This window comes from Nocardia sp. CDC519, assembly GCF_059509835.1.
In genome coordinates, this window is the sequence record NZ_CM183377.1 from 243,530 (window position 1) to 263,734 (window position 20,205).

The following is a 20,205-nucleotide window of genomic DNA, read 5'->3' on the forward strand; positions in this document are numbered from 1 at the left end:
TTCGCAAAGTTAACCACGATTCACGGCCGGTGTCCGCCGAATCGCAGCACAGGGAGCGGAAATGGTCAGCGACGGTTCATCATCCCCGACCGCCGGGTTCACCGCGGTGCGGGACGGCAGGGTTCTCCGGGTCACCCTCAGCAATCCGGGCCGCAAGAACGCCCTCTCGTATCAGACGATGGTCGCCCTCGGCGACACGTTCCTGGCACTCGCCGACGACCCGGGAGTACGGGTCGTCCTGCTGACCGGCGACGGCGCGGACTTCTGCACCGGCGCGGATCTGGCCGCCGACACCAATGGCATCACCCCCGAGATGACGATGGATGCGGCCAACCGGCTGGTCCGCGCGATCGTGCACGCGCCGGTGCCCGTCATCGCGCGGATCCGCGGCGCGGCCGCAGGCGTCGGCGTCGGCATCGCGCTGGCCGCCGACCTGGTCTACGCGGCCGATGATTCCTATCTGCTGCTCGCCTTCATCAATATCGGCCTGATGCCCGACGGCGGCGCGGCGGCGCTGGTGGCCGCGGCGGCCGGACGCCCACTCGCCACCGAGATGGCGCTGCTCGGCAAGCGCTTGCCCGCCCCGGCGGCGCGCCAGGCCGGATTGCTCACCGCGACGCTCCCGGTCGACGAGCTCGACGGCGCCGTGGCGGCGGCGGTGGACAAGATCGCGCACGGCCCGCGCCGCGCGCTCGAACTCACCAAGAAGGCGCTCAATATCGCCACCCTGCGTGCGCTGGACGAGGTGCTGGACGCGGAGAAGACCGGCCAGGTCGAGCTGCTGCGATCGGCCGACTTCCGGGAGGGCGCAGCGGCGATGCTCGGCAAGCGCAAGGCCGTGTTCGCCGACTGACGCACACCGGTCGCCCCGGCTCCGAGACCGGGGACTATGTTGACCGGCTATGACTTACCTGGTTACCGGGGCAACTGGGTTCAGCGGTCGGTTCCTCATCCCCGAACTACTCAAACGTGCGGATGACATTCATGTAGTGGTGCGGCCGGGGCCGAATTCGGCCGCACGCTTCGACTATTGCGCCAGGGAATGGTCGGCGGGCGATCGGGTGCGGCCGGTGCCGGGCGATCTCGGTGCGCCGGGCCTAGGCATCGACCCGTTGTGGCTGGCCGAGCATCGGGGGCGCATCGACCACATCTTCCATCTGGCCACCGGATACGACGAGCAACGTTATCGGGAGGCGCAGCAGCGGCCTCCTGAGGGCCGCGCGCACGGTACCCGCAATGTGGTCGAGCTGGCGGCCGACCTACGCGCGCAGCACCTGCATCATCTGTCCACCGTCGAAGTCGCCGGACGCTTCGAGGGCCTGTTCACCGAGGACATGTTCGAGGTCGGGCAGGAGCTGACCACACCGGCCCAGCGGGCTGCCTTCGATGCCGAGCGGATCGTGCGCGAGTCCGGGCTGAACTGGCGGATCTACCGGCCCTCGATCGTCGTCGGGCATTCGGTGACCGGCGTGAACGACCGCGTCGACGGTCCCTACTACTTTTTCCGGCTGCTGCGGATGGCCGCCCAACTGCCGCGGCTGCTGCCGGTGCTGGTGCCGAAGCTGGGTGAGACCAATATGGTTCCGGTCGATTTCGTGGCGCAAGCGCTGGCCCACCTCGCCCATCTCCCCGGGCCGGGTGCGCAGACCTATCACCTGGTCGATCCGCGTCGCCGCGGCGCGGTGCCGGCCCTGAATCTGTTCGCCGACGAGGCCGGCGCGCCGTACCTGGTCGAGATCATGCCCAAACGCACGCTGGACATGATGCTGCGGGTGCCCGGCGCTCAACGGGTACTCCCCCGGGTCGGGGTGCCGCTCGACATCCTCGAACACAGCGAGTTCAGCTGCTGGTTCGATTGCCGGCACACCACCGCCGCGCTGGCGGGCAGCGGGATCGCGGTGCCGCCGCTGGAGGCGTACGCACCGGTGCTGTGGCGGTACTGGATCGAGAACTGGGTCTAGCGGGCCCGATAAACGCGGACAGGCCCGCGGAAACGACGACAGCCGCCCCGGTATGACCGGAGCGGCTGTCGTGCGTCGGAAGCGGGATCAGATGCCGAGGCCCTTGGCCAGGACCGGCCACGAGCGCTGGAACTCGTCACGCCAGTAACCCCACGAGTGGGTGCCGGAGTCCCGGAAGTTGTAGGTGGCCGGGATGCCGAGCGAGTCGAGCTTGTTCTTCAGGTTGTGGGTGCAGAAGTTGGTGCCCGCCTCGATGACGCCACCGATGACGATCTGGTTGGCCAGGCCGTAGGCGCCGGGCAGCGCGTAGGGGCCGTTGAGGGTGTCGTACATGCCGGGCAGGCCGTTGCCGGTGGAGATGTAGAGATCCAGGCCGCGCAGACCCTCGGCATTCACGTACGGATCGTTCTTGACCCATTCCTCCGAGCCCTGCGGGCCCCACATGTTCATGGTGTCGCCGCCGCCCCAGGTCTCCACGGTCAGCTTCACGAACTCCGAGCCCACCGGGTCGCTGGTCTGGGCGCAACCGCTGTAGGCGGCCGCGGCCTTGTACAGGCCGGGCTTGGCGATCGGCAGCGCGAGCACGGTGGTGCCCGAGGTGGACAGGCCCGCGATGGCGTTGGTGCCGTTGGTGCCGAGCGCGCCGTCGATCAGCGGGGGCAGCTCTTCGGTGAAGAAGGTCTTCCACTTGTTGCGGCCGAGCACCGGATCATCGGCGATCCAGTCGGTGTAGTAGCTCCACTTGCCGCCGATCGGCTGCACGACATTGACGTTCTTGTCCGACAGGAAGTCGAGGGCGTCGGTCTTCACCTGCCAGGAGGCGTCGTCCTCGCCGCCGCCCGCGCCGTTGAGCAGATACAGGGTGGGGCGCGGAACCGAGGCGTCGGCCGGGCGCTGCACGTCGATGATGACGTTCTCGTCCATCGCGGTGGAGTGCACGTGCAACCGGATGTTGCGGTCGTCCTTGTACTCGGCCTTGACGATGCGGGAACCGTCGGGCGCGGTGGGGTCGGCCAGCAGGCTCCGGTTGTCGATGATCGGGTCAGCCGCTGCCGCCGGGGATGCGCCGAGTCCGGACATGACGCCCGCGAGAACTGCCGTTGCCGCGATCATCGCCGCGGCACGAGTACCGCGGCGCCGGGTGGGTCGACGTGTCAATTTCGCACCTTCGCTTCTTATCGAGATTTATCGGGCATTCCCATGACGACCAGCTGTCGGTGGGCACCCCGGTCCGGACCGGGACAGACACCGCCGCGTCACGCCCGACCATACGGTCTATGTAGTCGTGACAACAGTGGACATCGTTACCTCACCGTTGCCACCATCATGCCGGAGCCGCCCATATCTGATCATGATCGACCCGCCGTTCGGGCGGGATCGAGCCGGTCGGCCAGCAACGGGCCGATCTCGGCCAGCGCCTCGGGCGAGGTCATCTGATCGTGATCCGCGGCGACCGGATGGTCGGCGACGGTGCCGTCGACGTAGGCGTCCCAGTTCCGGGCCGCCGTATCGTGGCCGGCCGCGCTGAAATAGTCCAGCCTGCCGCGGAACACCCCTGGCCGGTGCTCGGCGATGAGTTCGGCCGAACGGACCGCGCTGCGGTAGATCCGGCGCACCCGCTCGGGCGTGAGCACCGCCATATCCGGCGGGATGGTGGCGTGCAGGGCGGCCAGCGCCTCGTCGGTGAGGTCGTGGATATCGCCGTCGGGCAACTGGGCGTCGCCGATGCCGAGTTCGGCCAGCGCGTCGCGGATGGCGGCGCGGAAATCGGTGACGTCGATGGCGGGATGGCTGTCCAGCATCGCCAGCAGCGACACCTCCTGGCCCGCGGCCTGCAGTTCGGTAGCGATCGCGTGCGCGATCACCCCGCCGAGCGACCAGCCGAGCAGCCGGTACGGGCCCTCGGGCTGCACCGCGCGGATCTCGGCGGCGTAGCGGCGGGCCATCTCGCCCAGCGAGCGCGGCAGGTAGCCATCCTCCGACAGCGCGGGCGACTGCAGACCGTAGATCGGGTACCGGGCGGGCAGATAGCGGGCGAATCCGGCGTAGCACCAGGACAGTCCGTACATCGGGTGGATGCAGAACACCGGGTCGTCGGGCGCGGTGTCGTGCGGTACCCGGGTGCGGATGGGCAGCACCACGCCGAGCGCGGCGTTGGAATCCAGGTCGTAATCGTGCTCGCCGGACAGCACGGCCAGGATCCTTGCGGCCAGATCGGCCGGGGTGGAGTCGGTGAAGAACCACTGCACCCGGATCTCGGCGCCGGTGCGGGTGCGCAGCCTGCTCACCGCACGGGTGGCGATCAGCGAATTGCCGCCCAGGTCGAAGAAGTCGTCGTCCATGCCGACGCGCTCGACCCCGAGGACTTCGGCGAACACCTCGGTGATGGTGCGCTCCAGCGGTGTGGACGGCGCGCGGAACGGACGGCCCGACAGTTGCGGCACCGGCAGCGCCATCCGGTCGAGTTTGCCGCTGGCGTTCAACGGCATCCGCTCGAGCACCACCACGGCCGAGGGGACCATGTAGGACGGCAGCGCGGCGCGCGCGTGGGCGAGCAGTTCGCGGTCGTCGACGGTGTGGCCCGGCGCGGCGACCACATAGGCCACCAGGCGATCGCCGGTGGCGGCGCGCACCAGGGAGACGGCCGCGTGACGCACCGACTCGTGGCCGAGCAGGATCGTCTCGATCTCACCCAGCTCCACGCGCTGGCCGCGCAGCTTCACCTGGAAATCGCTGCGGCCCAGGTATTCCAGGGCCGCGTCCGGGCCGGGGCCGACCCAGCGGACCACGTCGCCGGTGCGGTACAGGCGGGCGCCGTGCTCGCCCGCGACGAAGCGTTCGGCGGTCAGGGCGGGCCGGTCGTGGTAGCCGCGGGCCAGCTGCACGCCGGCGACGTACAGCTCACCGGCAGCGCCGGGCGGCACCGGCCGCAGCTGCCGATCCAGCACCAGCACCTGGGTATTGGCGACGGGGGTACCGATCGGGATCGCGGTGACGTCGGTGTCGGTCACCGGATGCGCGGTCACGACGGTGGCCTCGGCGGGCCCGTACCAGTTGATCAGCTCGGTGCCGGGCAGCGCGGCGGTGAATGTCGCGGCCGTCTCCCCGGACAGGGCTTCACCGGCCGCGAACACCCGGCGCAGCGACGGGTATCCGGCCCCGGCGGCGCCACCGGTCACCGGATCGAGGAACGCGTCGAGCATCGAGGGCACGAAATGCACCGTGGTGACGGCGTTCTCGGCGATGATCCGCGACAGGTACGCCGGATCGCGGTGCCCGTCGGGTTCGGCGATCACCAGGGACGCGCCGGTGTGCAGCGGCCAGAACAGCTCCCAGGTGGAGATGTCGAAGGTGATCGGCGTCTTGTGCAGCACCACATCGCTCGCATCGTGCGGGTAGGTGCGCTGGGCCCAGCGGAACTGGTTGGCCATCTGCCGATGCGTGATCATTACACCCTTGGGGCGGCCGGTGGAGCCGGAGGTGTAGATGACGTAGGCGATCTCGTCGGGGTGCACCCGGGGGCCGGCGAAGCCGTCGGCCGGTGCGAGATACAGCGTGTCCACCGCGACCACCGGCACGCCGGTGCCGGTGGTGAAACCGTCGGCGCTGGTGGTGAGGACGCAGATCGGCGCGGCGCCGGTGAGCACGTACTCGCTGCGCTCGGCCGGATGGTCCGGGTCGATCGGCACATAGCCCGCGCCGGCGCACAGCACCGCGTAGATCGAGACCACCAGGTCCAGACCGCGGCGCATGGCGACGCCGACCAGCGTGCCGGGGCCGACGCCGAAGTTGCTCAGCTCGGCGGCAAGCGCCCGGGACCGCGCGTCCAGTTCGCGGTAGCTGAGCACCGCGTCGCGGTAGCGGACGGCAGGCGCGTCCGGCGTGCGGGCCACCTGGGCGTCGAACAACGTCAGCAGCGTCGCGTCGTCGAGCAGTTCGGGCACCTCGGTGGCATTGCGCGCGGCCAGTTCGGCGGCCTCCGCGGGCAGCAGCACGTCGATATCGGCGACCTTGGCCTGCGGCTCGGTGACGAACCGGCCGATCAGGGCTTCCAGCCTGCGCGCGAGCGCATCGGCGGCATCGAAGTCGAACAGGTCGCGCAGGTACTTCACCGACACCCGCAGCTGGTGGTCGAGCACCACCATGACCGTTACCGGATAGTGGGTGCCGTTGACCGCGCCCACACCGGTGATGTTCATGCCGTCGATGGCACTGGCCTCGGCCAGCCCCTCCCGGTCCACCGGGAAGGACTCGAACACGACCAGCGAATCGAACAGGCCCTCCACCCCGACGGCGTCCTGGATATCACTGAGCCCCAGGTAGTGGTAGCCGAGCAGATCGGCCTGTTCGGCCTGCAACTGCCGCAGCAGCCCACCGAGGGTGTCGGTGGCGCCCAGGCGCACCCGTACCGGGATGGCGTTGAGGAACAGACCGACCATGGCCTCCACACCGTCGAGCTGCGGCGGGCGGCCGGACACGGTCGCGCCGAACACGACGTCGTCGCGGTCGACGCTGCGCCCGATCAGCAGCCCCCACGCGGCCTGGACCACGGTGTTCACCGTGACGCCGAGGTGGGCGGCCAGCCGGGTCAGCGCGGTCGTATCGGCCTGGGACAGTTCGAATCCCACCTCACCGACACCGGCCGAGATCTCCCGGCCCGGATCCACCGGCGCCAGCGGCGTCGGCTCGGTGATGCCGTCCAGCGCGGTGCGCCACGCCTGCCGCGCGGCCTCCGGATCCTGCGTGATCAGCCAGGCCAGGTAGTCGCGGTAGGGCGGAACCTGCGGCAGATGCCGCGAGTTGCCGCCGAGGGCGTAGAGGGTGAGCAGATCCTTCATCAGCAGCGGCATGGACCAGCCGTCGATGAGGATGTGATGGCTGGTGACCAGCAGCTGGTAGGCGCTTTCGGCGCCGATTCCGGCCGCGCTGGTGCGGATCAGGGTGAAGCGCAGCAGCGGCGCGGTGCGCATGTCGAAATGGTCTGCGAGATCGGCGGATTTGATCCGTTCGGCCTCGGCCGCGGCGGCGGCCGGGTCCAGATGCGAGAGGTCGATCATCCGCCACGGGACCTCGATGCCGTCCTGCACGATCTGCACCGGCGAGCCCTCGGCGTCGTCGGCGAAGGCCACCCGCAGGTTGGCGTGCCGGTCCAGCACCGCCTGCGCGGCGGCCTGCATCCGGGCCGGGTCGACGGTGCCGCCGAGGTCGAGCACGAACTGGGTGGTGTAGACGTCGACGGAGGTATCGGCCAGCAGCGCGTGGAACAGCATGCCCGACTGCAATGGCGTCACCGGCCAGGCATCGATCAGTTGCGGGTAGTCGCGGGCGAAACGGTCGATATCGTCCTGGCGCAACGAGATCAGCGGGAAGTCCGACGGGCTGAAACCGCCGGCGTCCGGCCGCAGCCCGTGCTCGGCCAGTCCGCCCAGTGCCCGGATCCAGTGCTCGGCGAAGGTCTTCACCTCGTCGGCGGAGAATACCGCTGCCGCGTAATCGAATCGGGCCAGCAGGCCGTCATCGGTGGCGTCGACGGTCAGCGCGAGCAGCAGATCGTCGGCCGGGGCGTCGGTGTGCACCCGGGCCGGGCGCAGATCGCGGTAGCGCAGCGCGAAACGTCCACGACCGAAATCGCGCAGGCCCGCGGCGGACTCCGGATTCAGGTAGCAGAGCAGGCCGTAGCCGACGCCGCGTCCCGGCACCGCGCGATGCAGTTCCTTGATCTGGGTGAGCGCCGCACCCGCGGACCGGCCGCCCACCAGCGCGTCCGAGACGTCGATGCCGTCGAGGCGCAGCGGCAGCGGGTAGGCGGTGCGGAAACCGCCGACGATATTGCTCGCGTCGATCTCGGCCACGCCACGGCCGTCGGCGTCCAGGCGGATCACCGAACCCACCGCGCGGGTGACGGATTCGCGCTGCGCGGTACGCAGGGCCAGCGCGACGGCGGTGAGCAGCACCTCGTCGACGGTGGCGTGGTAGGCCTCGGCCACCGCGGCCACCGCCTCGGTGCCCTCGGCGGTGATGGTGAGCGAGACCCGGCGCCGGGAGCGCAGATCGGCGGCGCCGGTGGGCAGGTCGTCGCGGGTGGCGGCGGCCAGCGTCTGCTGCCACCATTGCGCCTCGGCGGTCATGGCGGGCGAGTGAGCGCTCTCGGCGAGCGAGCGGATCAGCGCGCCGAGACCGGATTCCGGTGCGGCGGGGGCGGCGTGCCTGCCGCGGTTCCATGCGGTGGTGAGCTGATCGATGATGGTCCGCCAGGACACATCGTCGACGACCAGCGCATTGGCCACCACCACCAGCCGGAAGGCCTCGGGGGTTCCGGTGGCCACGAAGTGGATGTTGCGGCCCTGTTCCGGATCGAGGGCGTCGACGGCCGCGCCGACGACGTCATCGATGGGCAAGGTGGTCTCGCCGAGTTCGGGATCGAGCCAGCTGAAGTGGGGCTCGTCGCGATCGGCGGCGGCGGGGATGCGCAGCACCGGGGCGGCGCCCGTCAGGTCCAGGCGTGCCCACAGCATCGGATGCTGATCGAGTACCGCGCCGACCGCGGTCTCCACCGCTTCGGCCGGGCAGCTGGCGGGCACCTCGAGCACGATGGCTCGCGGCTCCACCCCGGTACCGCCGTGCTCCAGCAGCCGCATCGCGGTGGGGGTGGCGGGCAGCTCACCGGCCTCGTCGCCGGGCGCGCCGGCGACGGTGGCCGCGGCGGCCAGCGCCTCGACCGTCCTGGCCTGGAAGACGTCGCGCGGGGTGAAGTCGACGCCCTTGGCCCTGGCCCGCGACACCACCTGGATGGAGACGATGCTGTCGCCGCCGAGGGCGAAGAAATCGTCGTCGAGGCCGACCTGCTCGACGCCGAGCACGTCGCCGATGACCTCGGCGATCACCTGTTCAGCGGTGCTGCGTGGGGCCCGGTAGGCGCGGGTCTCCAGCACCGGTTCCGGCAAGGCCCGCCGATCGAGCTTGCCGACCGGGGTCAGCGGGATCTCGTCGAGCACCACGATGGCGGTGGGCACCATGTAGTCGGGCAGCACCCGGCCCAGCTGGGTGGTCAGCTCGGCGACATCGGGGGTGGCGCCGCGCTCGGGCAGCACGTAGGACACCAGAATGGTGGCGCCCGCGGCGGTCTCGCGTCCGATGGTGACCGCGAAGTCGATACCGGGCTGGGCGGCCAGCGCGCTGTCGATCTCGCCGAGTTCGATGCGGAATCCGCGCACCTTCACCTGGAAGTCGTTGCGGCCCACATACTCCACCTCGCGGCCGCGCCAGCGCACCACGTCGCCGGTGCGGTAGAGCCGCTCCCCCGGCGCACCGTAGGGGTCGGCGACGAAGCGCGCGGCCGTGAGCCCGGGCCGCGCGTGGTAGCCGCGGGCCAGCTGGATACCGCCGAGGTACAGCTCACCGGCGACGCCCTCGGGCACCGGCCGCAGCCTGGTGTCGAGCACCAGTGCCCGCATGCCGCGGATCGGCGCACCGATGGTCACCGGATCGCCGGGACGCAGCGGATCGCTGATATTGGTCATGATGGTGGTCTCGGTGGGCCCGTACCCGTTGTGGAAGGCGCGCCCGTCCACCCCACCCCACTTGGCGACCAGCTCGGCCGGGACGGCTTCGCCGCCGGCGACGATGCCGCGCATACCGGACAGCGCCGACGAATCCAGCGACGCCAGCACCGACGGGGTGATGAAGGCGTGCGTCACGCCCTCGGCCCTGATCAGCTCGGCCAACTCGTCGCCGCCGAACATCAGCGGCGGCGCCACCACCAGGGTGCCCGCCGAGCCGAGCGCGAGCAGCAGCTCCAGCATCGAGGCGTCGAACGACGGTGAGGCGAAAGCCAGTGCGCGGGTGGAGGTGTCGAGCTGGTAGCGCTGCACCTGCTCCGCGCTGAAGTTCGCCAGGCCCGCGTGGGTGACGACGACGCCCTTGGGCAGGCCGGTGGAGCCGGAGGTGTAGATGACGTAGGCGGCGTTGGTGGCGCGGATCGGTCCACGCCGGTCGGCGGCGGTGATCGGGCGATCCGACCGTCCGGCGACGTCCATGGTGAAGCCGCGATCGTCCATCCGGATCCAGCCGCCGCCGGTCATCGGCGGCAGCTCGTCGAGTTCGGCGTTCATCGTGATGCCGAGCGCCGCACCGGAATCGCGCACCATGTGCGCGATCCTGTCGGCCGGGTAGGTCGGGTCGATCGGGACCAGCGCGGCGCCGGTCTTGGCGACGGCCCACAGCGCGAGCACCGATTCCACCGAGCGGCGCAGGGCCACCGCCACCAGCACATCCGGTCCGGCGCCGCGCTCGATCAGCGCCCGCGCCAGCTGCGCGGAGGCGGCATCGAGCTCGGCGTAGCGGAAGGAGCGCTCGCCCACCACGAGGGCGACGCCATCGGGATTGGCGGCGACGGCGTCGGCCATCAGCTCGGGCAGGGTGCGCACCGGTTCGGCCGGTGCGCCCGCGCGGCTGATCAGGTCGAGGCGTTCGGAACCGTCGAGGATGTCCAGATCGCCGACGGCGCGGCTGCTGTCGCGGGCGACGGAGGCCAGGATGCGGCGGAATCGGCGCCCGAAGTCCACCACTGTCGACTCGTCGAACAAGTCACGCGCATAGGTGAATTCGGCCGCGATTCCGGCTTCGGCGCCGTGCTCGTCGCGCTGCTCGCGCACTGTGAGCAGCAGATCGAATTTGGCGGCGTCGGCGGCCGGATCGAGGGCGGCGAAGCTCAGCCCGGGCAGCTCGAAGCCGGTGGCGGCCAGGTTCTCGAACGACAATGCCACTTGGAACAGCGGATGACGGCCGGCCGAGCGTTCCGGGTCCAGCGCTTCCACCAGCCGCTCGAACGGAATGTCGGCATTGGCGAAAGCGCGCAGATCGGTGTCGCGGTTGGCAGCGAGCAACTGGTCGAAGCTCAGCTCCGGCGCGACCCGGGTGCGCAGTACCAGGGTGTTGACGAACATGCCGATCAGGTCGTCGAGTTCGGCCTCGCCGCGCCCCGCGATGGGGGTGCCGACGGCGATGTCGTCGGTGCCGGACATGCGCGACAGGAATACCGTCAGCGCGGTGTGCACCACCATGAACAGGGTGGCGTTGTGCGTGCGGGCGAGCTCGGTGAGCGCGGCGTGCACGCCTGCGTCGACGACGAACTCGGTCTTGCCGCCTGCGAAGCTCTGCGCCGGTGGACGCGGCCGGTCCGACGGCAGATTCAGCTCGTCGGGCAGGTCGGCGAGCTCCTTGGTCCAGTAGTCGAGCTGGGCGCCCGCCACCGAGTCCGGATCGGTCTCCTCGCCGAGCACCTCGCGCTGCCACAGCGCGTAATCGGCGTACTGCACCGGCAGCGGCGTCCAGGCGGGTTCGTTGCCATTGCTGCGGGCGGCGTAGGCCAGCATGAGGTCGCGGGTCAGCGGGCCCATCGACCAGCCGTCGGCGCTGATGTGGTGGGCCACGAACACCAGTACGTATTCACTGCCCGCGAGCTGGAAGAGCTTGGTGCGGAACGGGACTTCGGCGGTGACGTCGAAGCCGGCGCCCACCACCCCGGCCACCTCGTGGCCCACCCGTTCCTCGCCGATCTGAGCGGGGGTGAGGTCGACGGGCACCTCACGCGGCGCCAGCACCTGCTGAACCGGGCCGTCGGGGGTGTTCGGGTAGATGGTGCGCAAAATTTCGTGGCGGGCGACGATATCGCCGACCGCCTGCTCGAGCGCCTGCACATTCAGCTCGCCGGAGAGCCGGATGGCGGCCGGGATGTTGTAGACGGCGGCCGCGGTGTCGAACTGGTTGAGGAACCACATGCGCTGCTGGGCGAACGACAGCGGAATCCGGTCCGGTCGAGGCTTCGCCACCAGCGGGACGCGTGCGGTCTCGGTCGCGGTGTGTTCGACCTTCACCGCGAGCGCCGCCACGGTCGAGGCCTCGAACAGCGCCCGCACCGGCACCCGGGTCTCCAGCGCCGCGCCGATCCGGGCGGCGACCTGGGTGGCCAGCAGCGAGTTGCCGCCGAGGGCGAAGAAATCGTCATCGGCGCCGACCTGGTCGATGCCGAGCACCTCGCCGAAGACGCCGGCCACGATCTCCTCGACCGGTGTTGCGGGAGCGCGGTATTCGCGCGCCTCGAACTCCGGTTCCGGCAGCGCGTTGCGGTCCAGCTTGCCGTTGACGTTCAGCGGCAGCGCATCCAGCACCACGAACGCCGAGGGCACCATGTACGAGGGCAGAGCCGAGCCGAGGGCGGCGAGCACCTGGGGCAGGTCGAAGCCCGCGCCGTGCGACCCGGCGGGCACCACGTAGGCGACCAGCCGGTCACCGGTGTGCGGATCCGACTTCGCCAGCACCGCGGTCTGCGCGACCTCCGGCAGCGCCAGCAGCGCCGCCTCGATCTCACCGAGCTCGATGCGGAAGCCACGGATCTTCACCTGGAAGTCGGTGCGGCCCCGGTACTCCAGCTCACCATCGCGATTCCACACCACCAGGTCGCCGGTGCGGTACATGCGCTCGCCGTCGCCGAACGGGTCGGCGACGAAGCGATCGGCGGTCAGATCCGGGCGGCCGAAGTAGCCGCGGGCCAGCTGCGCGCCGGCCAGGTACAGCTCACCGGGCACGCCCACCGGAACCGGCCGCAACCGGGCATCGAGGACGTAGACCCGGCTGTTCCACTCCGGCGCGCCGATGGGCACGGTCGCGCTGTCGGCGGCGGTGACCCGGTGGGTGGTGATCGAGACGGCGGCCTCGGTCGGGCCGTACAGGTTGTACAGCGCCACACCGGGATTCGCGGCCAGGAAACGCTGGGCCAGTACCGCGGGCAACGCCTCGCCGATGGCCAGCACCCGGCGCAGCGCCGGCGGCGCGGTGTCGGAGGCGATGAGCAGCGCGTCCAGCATGGACGGCACCACATGCAACGTGGTGACCTGCTCGCGCACCATGAGGTCGTGCAGGTAGGCGGGGTCGCGATGACCGTCGGGTGCGGCGATGACGAGCCTGCCGCCGCTCACCGCGGCCGACCAGAACTCCCACACCGACAGGTCGAAGGTGGCCGCCGTCTTCAGCAGCACGGCATCATCGGCGCCGAGCGCGAATTCGGACGTCTTCCATCGCAATTGGTTGACGATCGCGGCGTGCGGCACCGCGACGCCCTTGGGCCTGCCGGTCGAGCCGGAGGTGAAGATGACGTAGGCGGTGTGGCCGGGGCGGATCGGCGCCACGCGTTCCGCGTCGGTGATGGGCGCGGCGGAGGTCAGCGGGTCGACGTCGTCGAGACGGACCAGCAGCGCCTGATCGGTGCGGAAATCGGTGGCGGCATCGGTCAGCACGCAGACCGGTCGCGCGGTATCGAGGATGTGGCCGGTGCGTTCGGCCGGTTGGTCCGGATCCAGCGGGACGTAGGCGCCACCGGCCCGCGACACCGCGTACATGGCGATGACCAGCTCGGGCGAGCGGCGCAAAGCCAGCGCGACCCGGGATTCCGGACCGACGCCGAGGGCGAGCAGATGCCGGGCCAGCCGGTTGACGCGGGCATCGAGTTCGGCATAGGTGAGCCGGCTCGACGCACCCTCCCGATCGGCGACGATCGCCACGGCCCCGGGCGCTGCCGCGACCGTGCGATCCAGCAGGGTGACCAGTGTGGTCCGCTCCGCCTCGGGCAATTCCCGGCGGGTGTCGTTCCAGGTGGTGAGCACATCGGCGCGTTCGACCGGATCGAGCAGGTCGATATCGCCGACCGCCGCGCCCGCATCCGCGACCACGGCCTTCAGCAGCCGGACCAGCCGATCGCCGAAGGCGCGGACGGTGGCGGCGTCGAACAGGTCGGTGGCATAGGTGAAGAAGCCGCCGAGGCCCGCGGGCGCGCCGGATTCGTCATAGACGTCGGAGACGATCAGATGCAGATCGAACTGCGACACGTCCAGATCGGCGTCCACGGCACCGACACTCAGCCCCGGCAATTCCAGTTCCGCCCGCGCGACGTTCTGGAACGACAACCCGACCTGGAACAGCGGATGCCTGGCGGTCGAGCGCGGCGGGTTCAGCACCTCGACCAGCCGCTCGAACGGCACGTCGGCGTGCGCGAAGGCCTGGAGGTCGACCTCGCGCTGGCGGGCGAGCAGGTCCTCGAACGAGGCGCCGCCGTCGACCCGGGTCCGGAAGACCACCGTGTTGACGAACATGCCGATCACGTCATCGAGCTCACGCTCACCACGCCCGGCGACCGGGGTGCCGACGGCGATATCGTGCTGCCCCGACAGCCGCGCCAACAGTACGGCGAACGCGGTGTGCACGACCATGAACAGGGTGGCGTTGTGGCTGCGCGCGAGATCCACCAGACCGGCGTGGGTGCCCGCATCGATCGACACCTCGACCCGGCCACCGGCCATCGACGCCACCGCCGGACGCGGCCGGTCCGCGGGCAGTTCCAGCACATCGGGCAGTCCGGCCAGCTGCGCACGCCAGAACGCGAGCTGGCGCGCGGCAACGGATTCCGGATCGGATTCGTCGCCGAGCACCGCACGCTGCCACAGCGCGTAATCGGCGTACTGCACCTTCAGCGGCGCCCACGACGGCGCCTCGCCCGCCACTCGCGCGGCGTAGGCCACCATCACGTCGCGCACCAGCGGACCCATCGACGAGGCGTCGCCCGCGATGTGATGCACCACGACCGCGAGCACATACTCGGGCGCCGAACCCTCCGGCAGATCGGAGATCTCGATCAACCGGACCCGGACCGGCACTTCCTCGGTCACATCGAACGGCTGCGCGGCCAGCGCGTGGACCGCGCCCGCGACGTCGACCTGTGCCAGCCGGCGCACCGCCACATCGAGGCCGACCTGCCCGGCGGGCAGCACCACCTGCACCGGGCCCTGCGGCGTCTCCGGGTACACGGTGCGCAGCACCTCGTGCCTGGCGACCACGTCGTCGAGGGCGGCGCCGAGCGCGGCGGTATCCAGCGCGCCGGTGAGCCGCAGCGCGAACGGCAGGTTGTAGGCGGCCGATCCCGCCGCGGCGGCAGCGCCTTCGCCCTGGTCGAAGCGGTTGAGGAACCACATGCGCCGCTGTGCCAGCGACAACGGCAGCTGCGGCGGGCGCGGGATGCTGCCGAGCGCGATGCGGTGACCGTCGGTGTGGGTCTGCGAATCGAGCGCGGCGGCCAGCGCCGATACCGTCGAGGTCTCGAACAGCGCGCGGACCGGAACCCGCGTATCCATCGCCGCACCGAGCCGCGCGACGACCTGGGTGGCGACCAGCGAATTGCCGCCGAGGGCGAAGAAATCGTCATCGGCGCCGACCCGGCTCAGCCCGAGCACTTCACCGAACACACCGGCGACGATCTCCTCCACCGGCGTGGCCGGCGCGCGGAAGGCGCGCGTCTCGAACACCGGCTCGGGCAGCGCCTTGCGGTCCAGCTTGCCGCTCGGGTTCAGCGGGAAGGCGTCGAGCGCGACGATGGTCGCGGGCACCATGTAGGCGGGCAAGGTCTCGCCGACGGCCGCGAGCAACGCGGTCTGGTCGATGCTGTGGCCGGGTGCGGGGACGGCGTAGGCCACGAGCTGGTCGCCCAGCGACGTCGGCACCACCAGCGCCACCGCCTGGCTCACCGACGGCTGCGCCAGCAGCGCGGTCTCGATCTCGCCCAGTTCGATGCGCTGACCACGGAACTTCACCTGGAAATCGGTGCGGCCCAAGTAGTCCAGGCGATGCGGGGTGGTGCTGGTGGCTTCGCGCCACACGCACAGATCGCCGGTGCGGTACATGCGCTGACCGTTGCCGAACGGGTTGGCGACGAAGCGGTCGGCGGTCAGGTCCGGGCGGCGCACATAGCCGCGGGCCAGCTGATCGCCGGCCAGGTACAGCTCGCCCGCGACGCCGGGCGGCACCGGGCGCAACCGCGAATCCAGCACGTACACCCGGGTATTCCACTGCGGCAACCCGATCGGCACACTGCGTTCGATGGAGCCGGCGGCGGGCCAGAAGGTCACCGAGACCGCGGCCTCGGTGGGGCCGTACAGGTTGTGCACATTCGCCGTGCACACCGCGCGCAGCGCCGCCACGGTCTCCGGCGGCAGCGCCTCACCGATGACGAACACCTCACGCAGCGTCGGCACCGCGCCGGGGCGGGTGTGCGCGGCGAAGACGGTGAGCATCGACGGCACGAAGTCGGTGACCGTCACCTGTTGTGCGGCAATGGTTTCCGCGACGTATGCGGGATCGCGATGCCCGTCCGGGGTCGCCACGATCAACCGCGCGCCGGCGCGCAGCGGCATGAAGTAGCCCCACAGCGACACATCGAACGTCGTGGCGGTTTTTTGCAGGTACACGTCGTGGAAGCCGAGCGGGTACTCCGCGAGCATCCAGGTGATCTGGTTGTGGATGGCCGCGTGCGAGACGGAAACGCCCTTGGGGCGGCCGGTGGAGCCGGAGGTGAAGATGACGTAGGCCGGATGGTCGGGCCGGACCGGGCGCAGCAGCTCCTGCGGACGCACCGGTGCGGCGTCGAAGCCGGACAGGTCGGCGGTATCGATGTGCAGCGCGGGGGTGCCTGCGGGCAGCGACCTGGCGTCGGTGCTGGTGGTGACCACGCAGACCGGTTGCGCGGTGTCGAGGATGTGCGCGATGCGTTCAGCCGGATGATCGGGGTCCAGCGGCACATACGCGCCGCCGGCGGTGACGATGGCGTACATGCCGACCACCAGGTCCAGCGAACGCCGCACCGCGAGACCGACCAGCGATTCCGCGCCGACACCCTGGGTGATCAGCAGCCGCGCGAGCTGGTTGACCCGGTCGTCGAACTCGCGGTAGGTGAGCTCCTCGCCCTCGTACACCACGGCCACCGCGTCCGGGCGCTGCTCGACCGTGCGCCGGTAGCCGTCGAGCAGCAGTTCCGGCGCGACCGGGAAGCGGGTGTCGTTCCACTCGCGCAGCACACGATCGCGGTCGGCCGGGGCCAGCAGGTCGATCTCGCCGACCGGAACCTGCGGGTCCGCGGCGACACCGGTCAGCACCCGGGCGAAACGCTGGGCGAATTCGGCCACCGTCGGCTCGTCGAACAGATCGGTGGCATAGGTGAACTGGGCCGACAGGCCCGCGGCGGCGCCGTCGACGGTGCGCGGCACGATCGTCAGCTGGAGGTCGAATTTGGCCACCGCACCGGCGAATTCGACGCCCTCGGCGGCCAGACCCGGCAGTTCCAGCCGCGGCGCGCTCATGTTCTGGAAGAACAGCGCCACCTGGAACAGCGGATGATGCGCCTGCGAACGCACCGGATCGAGCACCTCGACCAGCCGCTCGAACGGCAGCTCGGCATGCGCGAACGCGGCCAGGTCGGCGTCCTTGACCTCATCGAGCAGGTCGGTGAACGAGGACCCGATATCGACGGTGGTGCGCAGCACCAGCGTATTGACGAACATGCCGATGAGCGCGTCGAGTTCGCGTTCGCCGCGGCCCGCCACCGGCGTGCCGATGGTGACGTCGTCGGTGGCGGCCAGCCGCGCCAGCAGCACCGCGAAGGCCGCGTGCACCACCATGAACTCCGAGGCCCCGGTGTGCTGGGCGATCTCGGCCAGCCGGGCATGGGTTGCGGCGTCGATCTCGAAGTCGTAGACCGCGCCACGACCGGAGGCGATCGACGGCCGCGGCCGGTCGGCGGGCAGTTCGATGCGATCCGGCACACCGGCCAGCGCGTCGCGCCAGAACCGGATCTGGGTGGCCGCCAGCGATTCCGGGTCGTCCTCGGAACCCAGCACCTCGCGCTGCCACAGCGTGTAATCGGCGTACTGCACCGCCAGCGGCGCCCACGAGGGGCGCGCACCGTTGCGGCGAGACAGGAACGCCGCCAGCAGGTCCCGCATGAACGGCGCGACCGAGGCGCCGTCGGCGGCGATATGGTGCACCACCACGGCGATGACGTGCTGTTCCGGCCCCACCTCGGCCAGCGCCATCCGCAGCGGCACCTCCGCCGCCACATCGAAACCGGTCAGTGCGAGCCGGCCGAGCCATTCCGGTAGTTCGGCCTCCGACACCGGTTTCGGTGCCAGATCCGGCACCACCTCGGCGGCGGACACCACCACTTGATAGCCGGTGCCGTCGATGGCCGGGTACATCGTGCGCAGCGTTTCGTGCCGGTCGATCACGTCGGCGACCGCGGCTTGCAGCGCGGCCACATCGAGCAGGCCGTCCAGGCGCACCGCGAACGGGATGTTGTTGGCCGCCGAGGCGGTGTCGAACTGGTTGAGGAACCACATGCGCTGCTGGGCCAGCGACAGCGGGATGTGCTCGGGGCGCGGCATGGGCGTCAGCGGGCGCCGTCCGCCCGCACCCTTCAACGGTTCCAGCTTGCGCGCGAGCCCGGCCACCGTGGGCGCTTCGAAGATCAGCCGGGCGGGCACCCGCGCGCCAACGGCCTCACCCAATCGGGCGGCCACCCGGGTGGCGATGAGTGAGTTGCCGCCGAGTTCGAAGAAATCGTCGTCGGCGCCGACGGGTTCGCCGCTGCCGAGCAGTTCGCCGAACACCTCGGCGACGGCCTGCTCCAGCGGACCACTCGGCGCGCGGAACACCCTGGTCTGCAACTGCGGTTCCGGAAGCGCGCGTCGATCCAGCTTGCCGACCGGCGTCAGCGGGATCTCGTCGAGCACGGTGATGGCGGTGGGCACCATATGCGCGGGCAGGCTGCGTTCGGCGAACGCGTCCAGTTCCGCGACATCGATGACGGCACCCGGCGCGGCGTGCACATAGGCGGCCAGGATGATCGCACCGGATTCGAGCCGATGCCCGACGGTCACCGCGAAATCGACGCTGTCGTGCGCGGCCAGCACGGCGTCGATCTCGCCGAGCTCGATCCGGAAGCCACGGATCTTGACCTGGAAGTCGTTGCGGCCCAGGTATTCCAGCTCGCCATCGGGGGTGATGCGGACCAGGTCGCCGGTGCGGTAGAGGCGAGCGCCGCTGGGGTCGAACGGGTTGGCGACGAAGCGCGCCGCCGTCAACGCGGGCCGCGCGTGGTAGCCGCGCGCCACCTGGGCGCCGGCGATGTAGAGCTCGCCGACGGCACCGTCGGCCACCGGCATCAGCCGCTCGTCCAGGACGTGTTCGGTGATGGCGCGGATCGGCCCGCCGATGGTCACCGGTTCGCCCGGCACCAGCGGCGCGCTGATATTGGTCATGATGGTGGTCTCGGTAGGACCGTAACCATTGAAGAATTCGCGGGTGCGGCCCTCGGAAATGGGCAGCACCCAGCGGCGCACCAGCTCCGGCGGACACGCCTCACCACCGGCGACGATCACCCGCAATTCGTCAAGGCCCGCCGGATCCACCGAGGCCAGCGCGGCCGGGGTGATGAACGCGTGCGTCACGCCTTCGCGGCGCAGCAGCGCGGCCAGCTCGTCGCCGCCGTACACGGTGGGCGCGACCACCACCATGGTGGCCGGGCCGCCCAGCGCCAGCAGCAGTTCCAGCACCGAGGCGTCGAACGACGGTGAGGCGAAATGCAGGGTGCGCGATTCCGGGCCGACCCGGTAGCGCTCGCGCTGCTCATCGCAGAAACTCGACAGGCCGGCCTGGGTGACCACCACACCCTTGGGCAGACCGGTGGAACCCGAGGTGTAGATGACATAAGCCGGATGTTCGGCACGCAGCGGCCGCACCCGGTCGGTATAGGTCACCGGGTCGACCGGGTAGCTCTCCAGCGCCCGCGCCGTCTCCGGGGTGTCGATGAGCAGCCATTGCACCCGATCGGGCAGGTCGTCCCGGACCGCGGCCACGGCCAGGCCGAACACCGCACCGGAATCGGCGACCATGTGCTCGACCCGGTCGGCGGGATAGTTCGGGTCCACCGGTACGAAACCGGCGCCGGTCTTGGCGACCGCCCACACCGCGATGACCGATTCCAGCGACCGCGGAATCCCGACCGCGACCAGATCCTCCGGCCCGATCCCGCGCGCGATGAGCAGATGCGCCAGCCGGGTGGAACGTTCGTCCAGCTCGGCGTAGGTGAGGCTGCCGAGCGAGGTGGTGGCATCGGCGTAGGTGACCGCGACACCACCCGGATTCGCCTCGACGGCGGTGGCCAGCAATTGCGGCAGGGTGGTGACCCGCGGGCGCCGGATGCGGGTGGGGCGAACTCGTGCCGGACGCGTCATGCCGGCATCGTCCCCCGGACCTCGCCGCGCCACTGCCCACCCACCGGTTTCATGTAGCTGCCTCACCCTGCCTGTAGTCGTGTCATCGGCCATGCGGGACCGATCGACGGAGCACGCCGTCATCACTCAATCGA

General features: G+C 70.5%; 4 protein-coding genes. 2 read left to right on the forward strand and 2 right to left on the reverse strand.

From position 1 onward, the window contains the following. Positions 1 to 61 precede the first annotated feature (61 nt). Both AC5W7N_RS01015 and AC5W7N_RS01020 read left to right on the forward strand, forming a co-directional pair. Positions 62 to 853, forward strand: coding sequence for an enoyl-CoA hydratase (locus tag AC5W7N_RS01015; protein WP_495923056.1), 792 nt, complete (start codon positions 62 to 64; stop codon positions 851 to 853). Positions 854 to 902: 49 nt separating this feature from the next. After that, positions 903 to 1,961, forward strand: coding sequence for an SDR family oxidoreductase (locus tag AC5W7N_RS01020; RefSeq protein WP_495923058.1), 1,059 nt, complete (start codon positions 903 to 905; stop codon positions 1,959 to 1,961). Between the two features lie 87 nt (positions 1,962 to 2,048). Here AC5W7N_RS01020 and AC5W7N_RS01025 read toward each other — a convergent pair whose 3' ends face one another. Together AC5W7N_RS01025 and AC5W7N_RS01030 are read right to left on the reverse strand one after the other, a co-directional pair. Next, positions 2,049 to 3,074: an alpha/beta hydrolase gene (locus tag AC5W7N_RS01025; RefSeq protein ID WP_163814445.1), complete on the reverse strand. Its 1,026-nt coding sequence runs from the start codon at positions 3,072 to 3,074 to the stop codon at positions 2,049 to 2,051. A 236-nt stretch (positions 3,075 to 3,310) separates the two neighbouring features. Further along, positions 3,311 to 20,071 carry a non-ribosomal peptide synthase/polyketide synthase gene (locus AC5W7N_RS01030; RefSeq protein WP_495923060.1) on the reverse strand — a complete coding sequence of 5,587 codons (16,761 nt, stop codon included), beginning with the start codon at positions 20,069 to 20,071 and terminating at the stop codon, positions 3,311 to 3,313. Between the last annotated feature and the right edge of the window lie 134 nt (positions 20,072 to 20,205).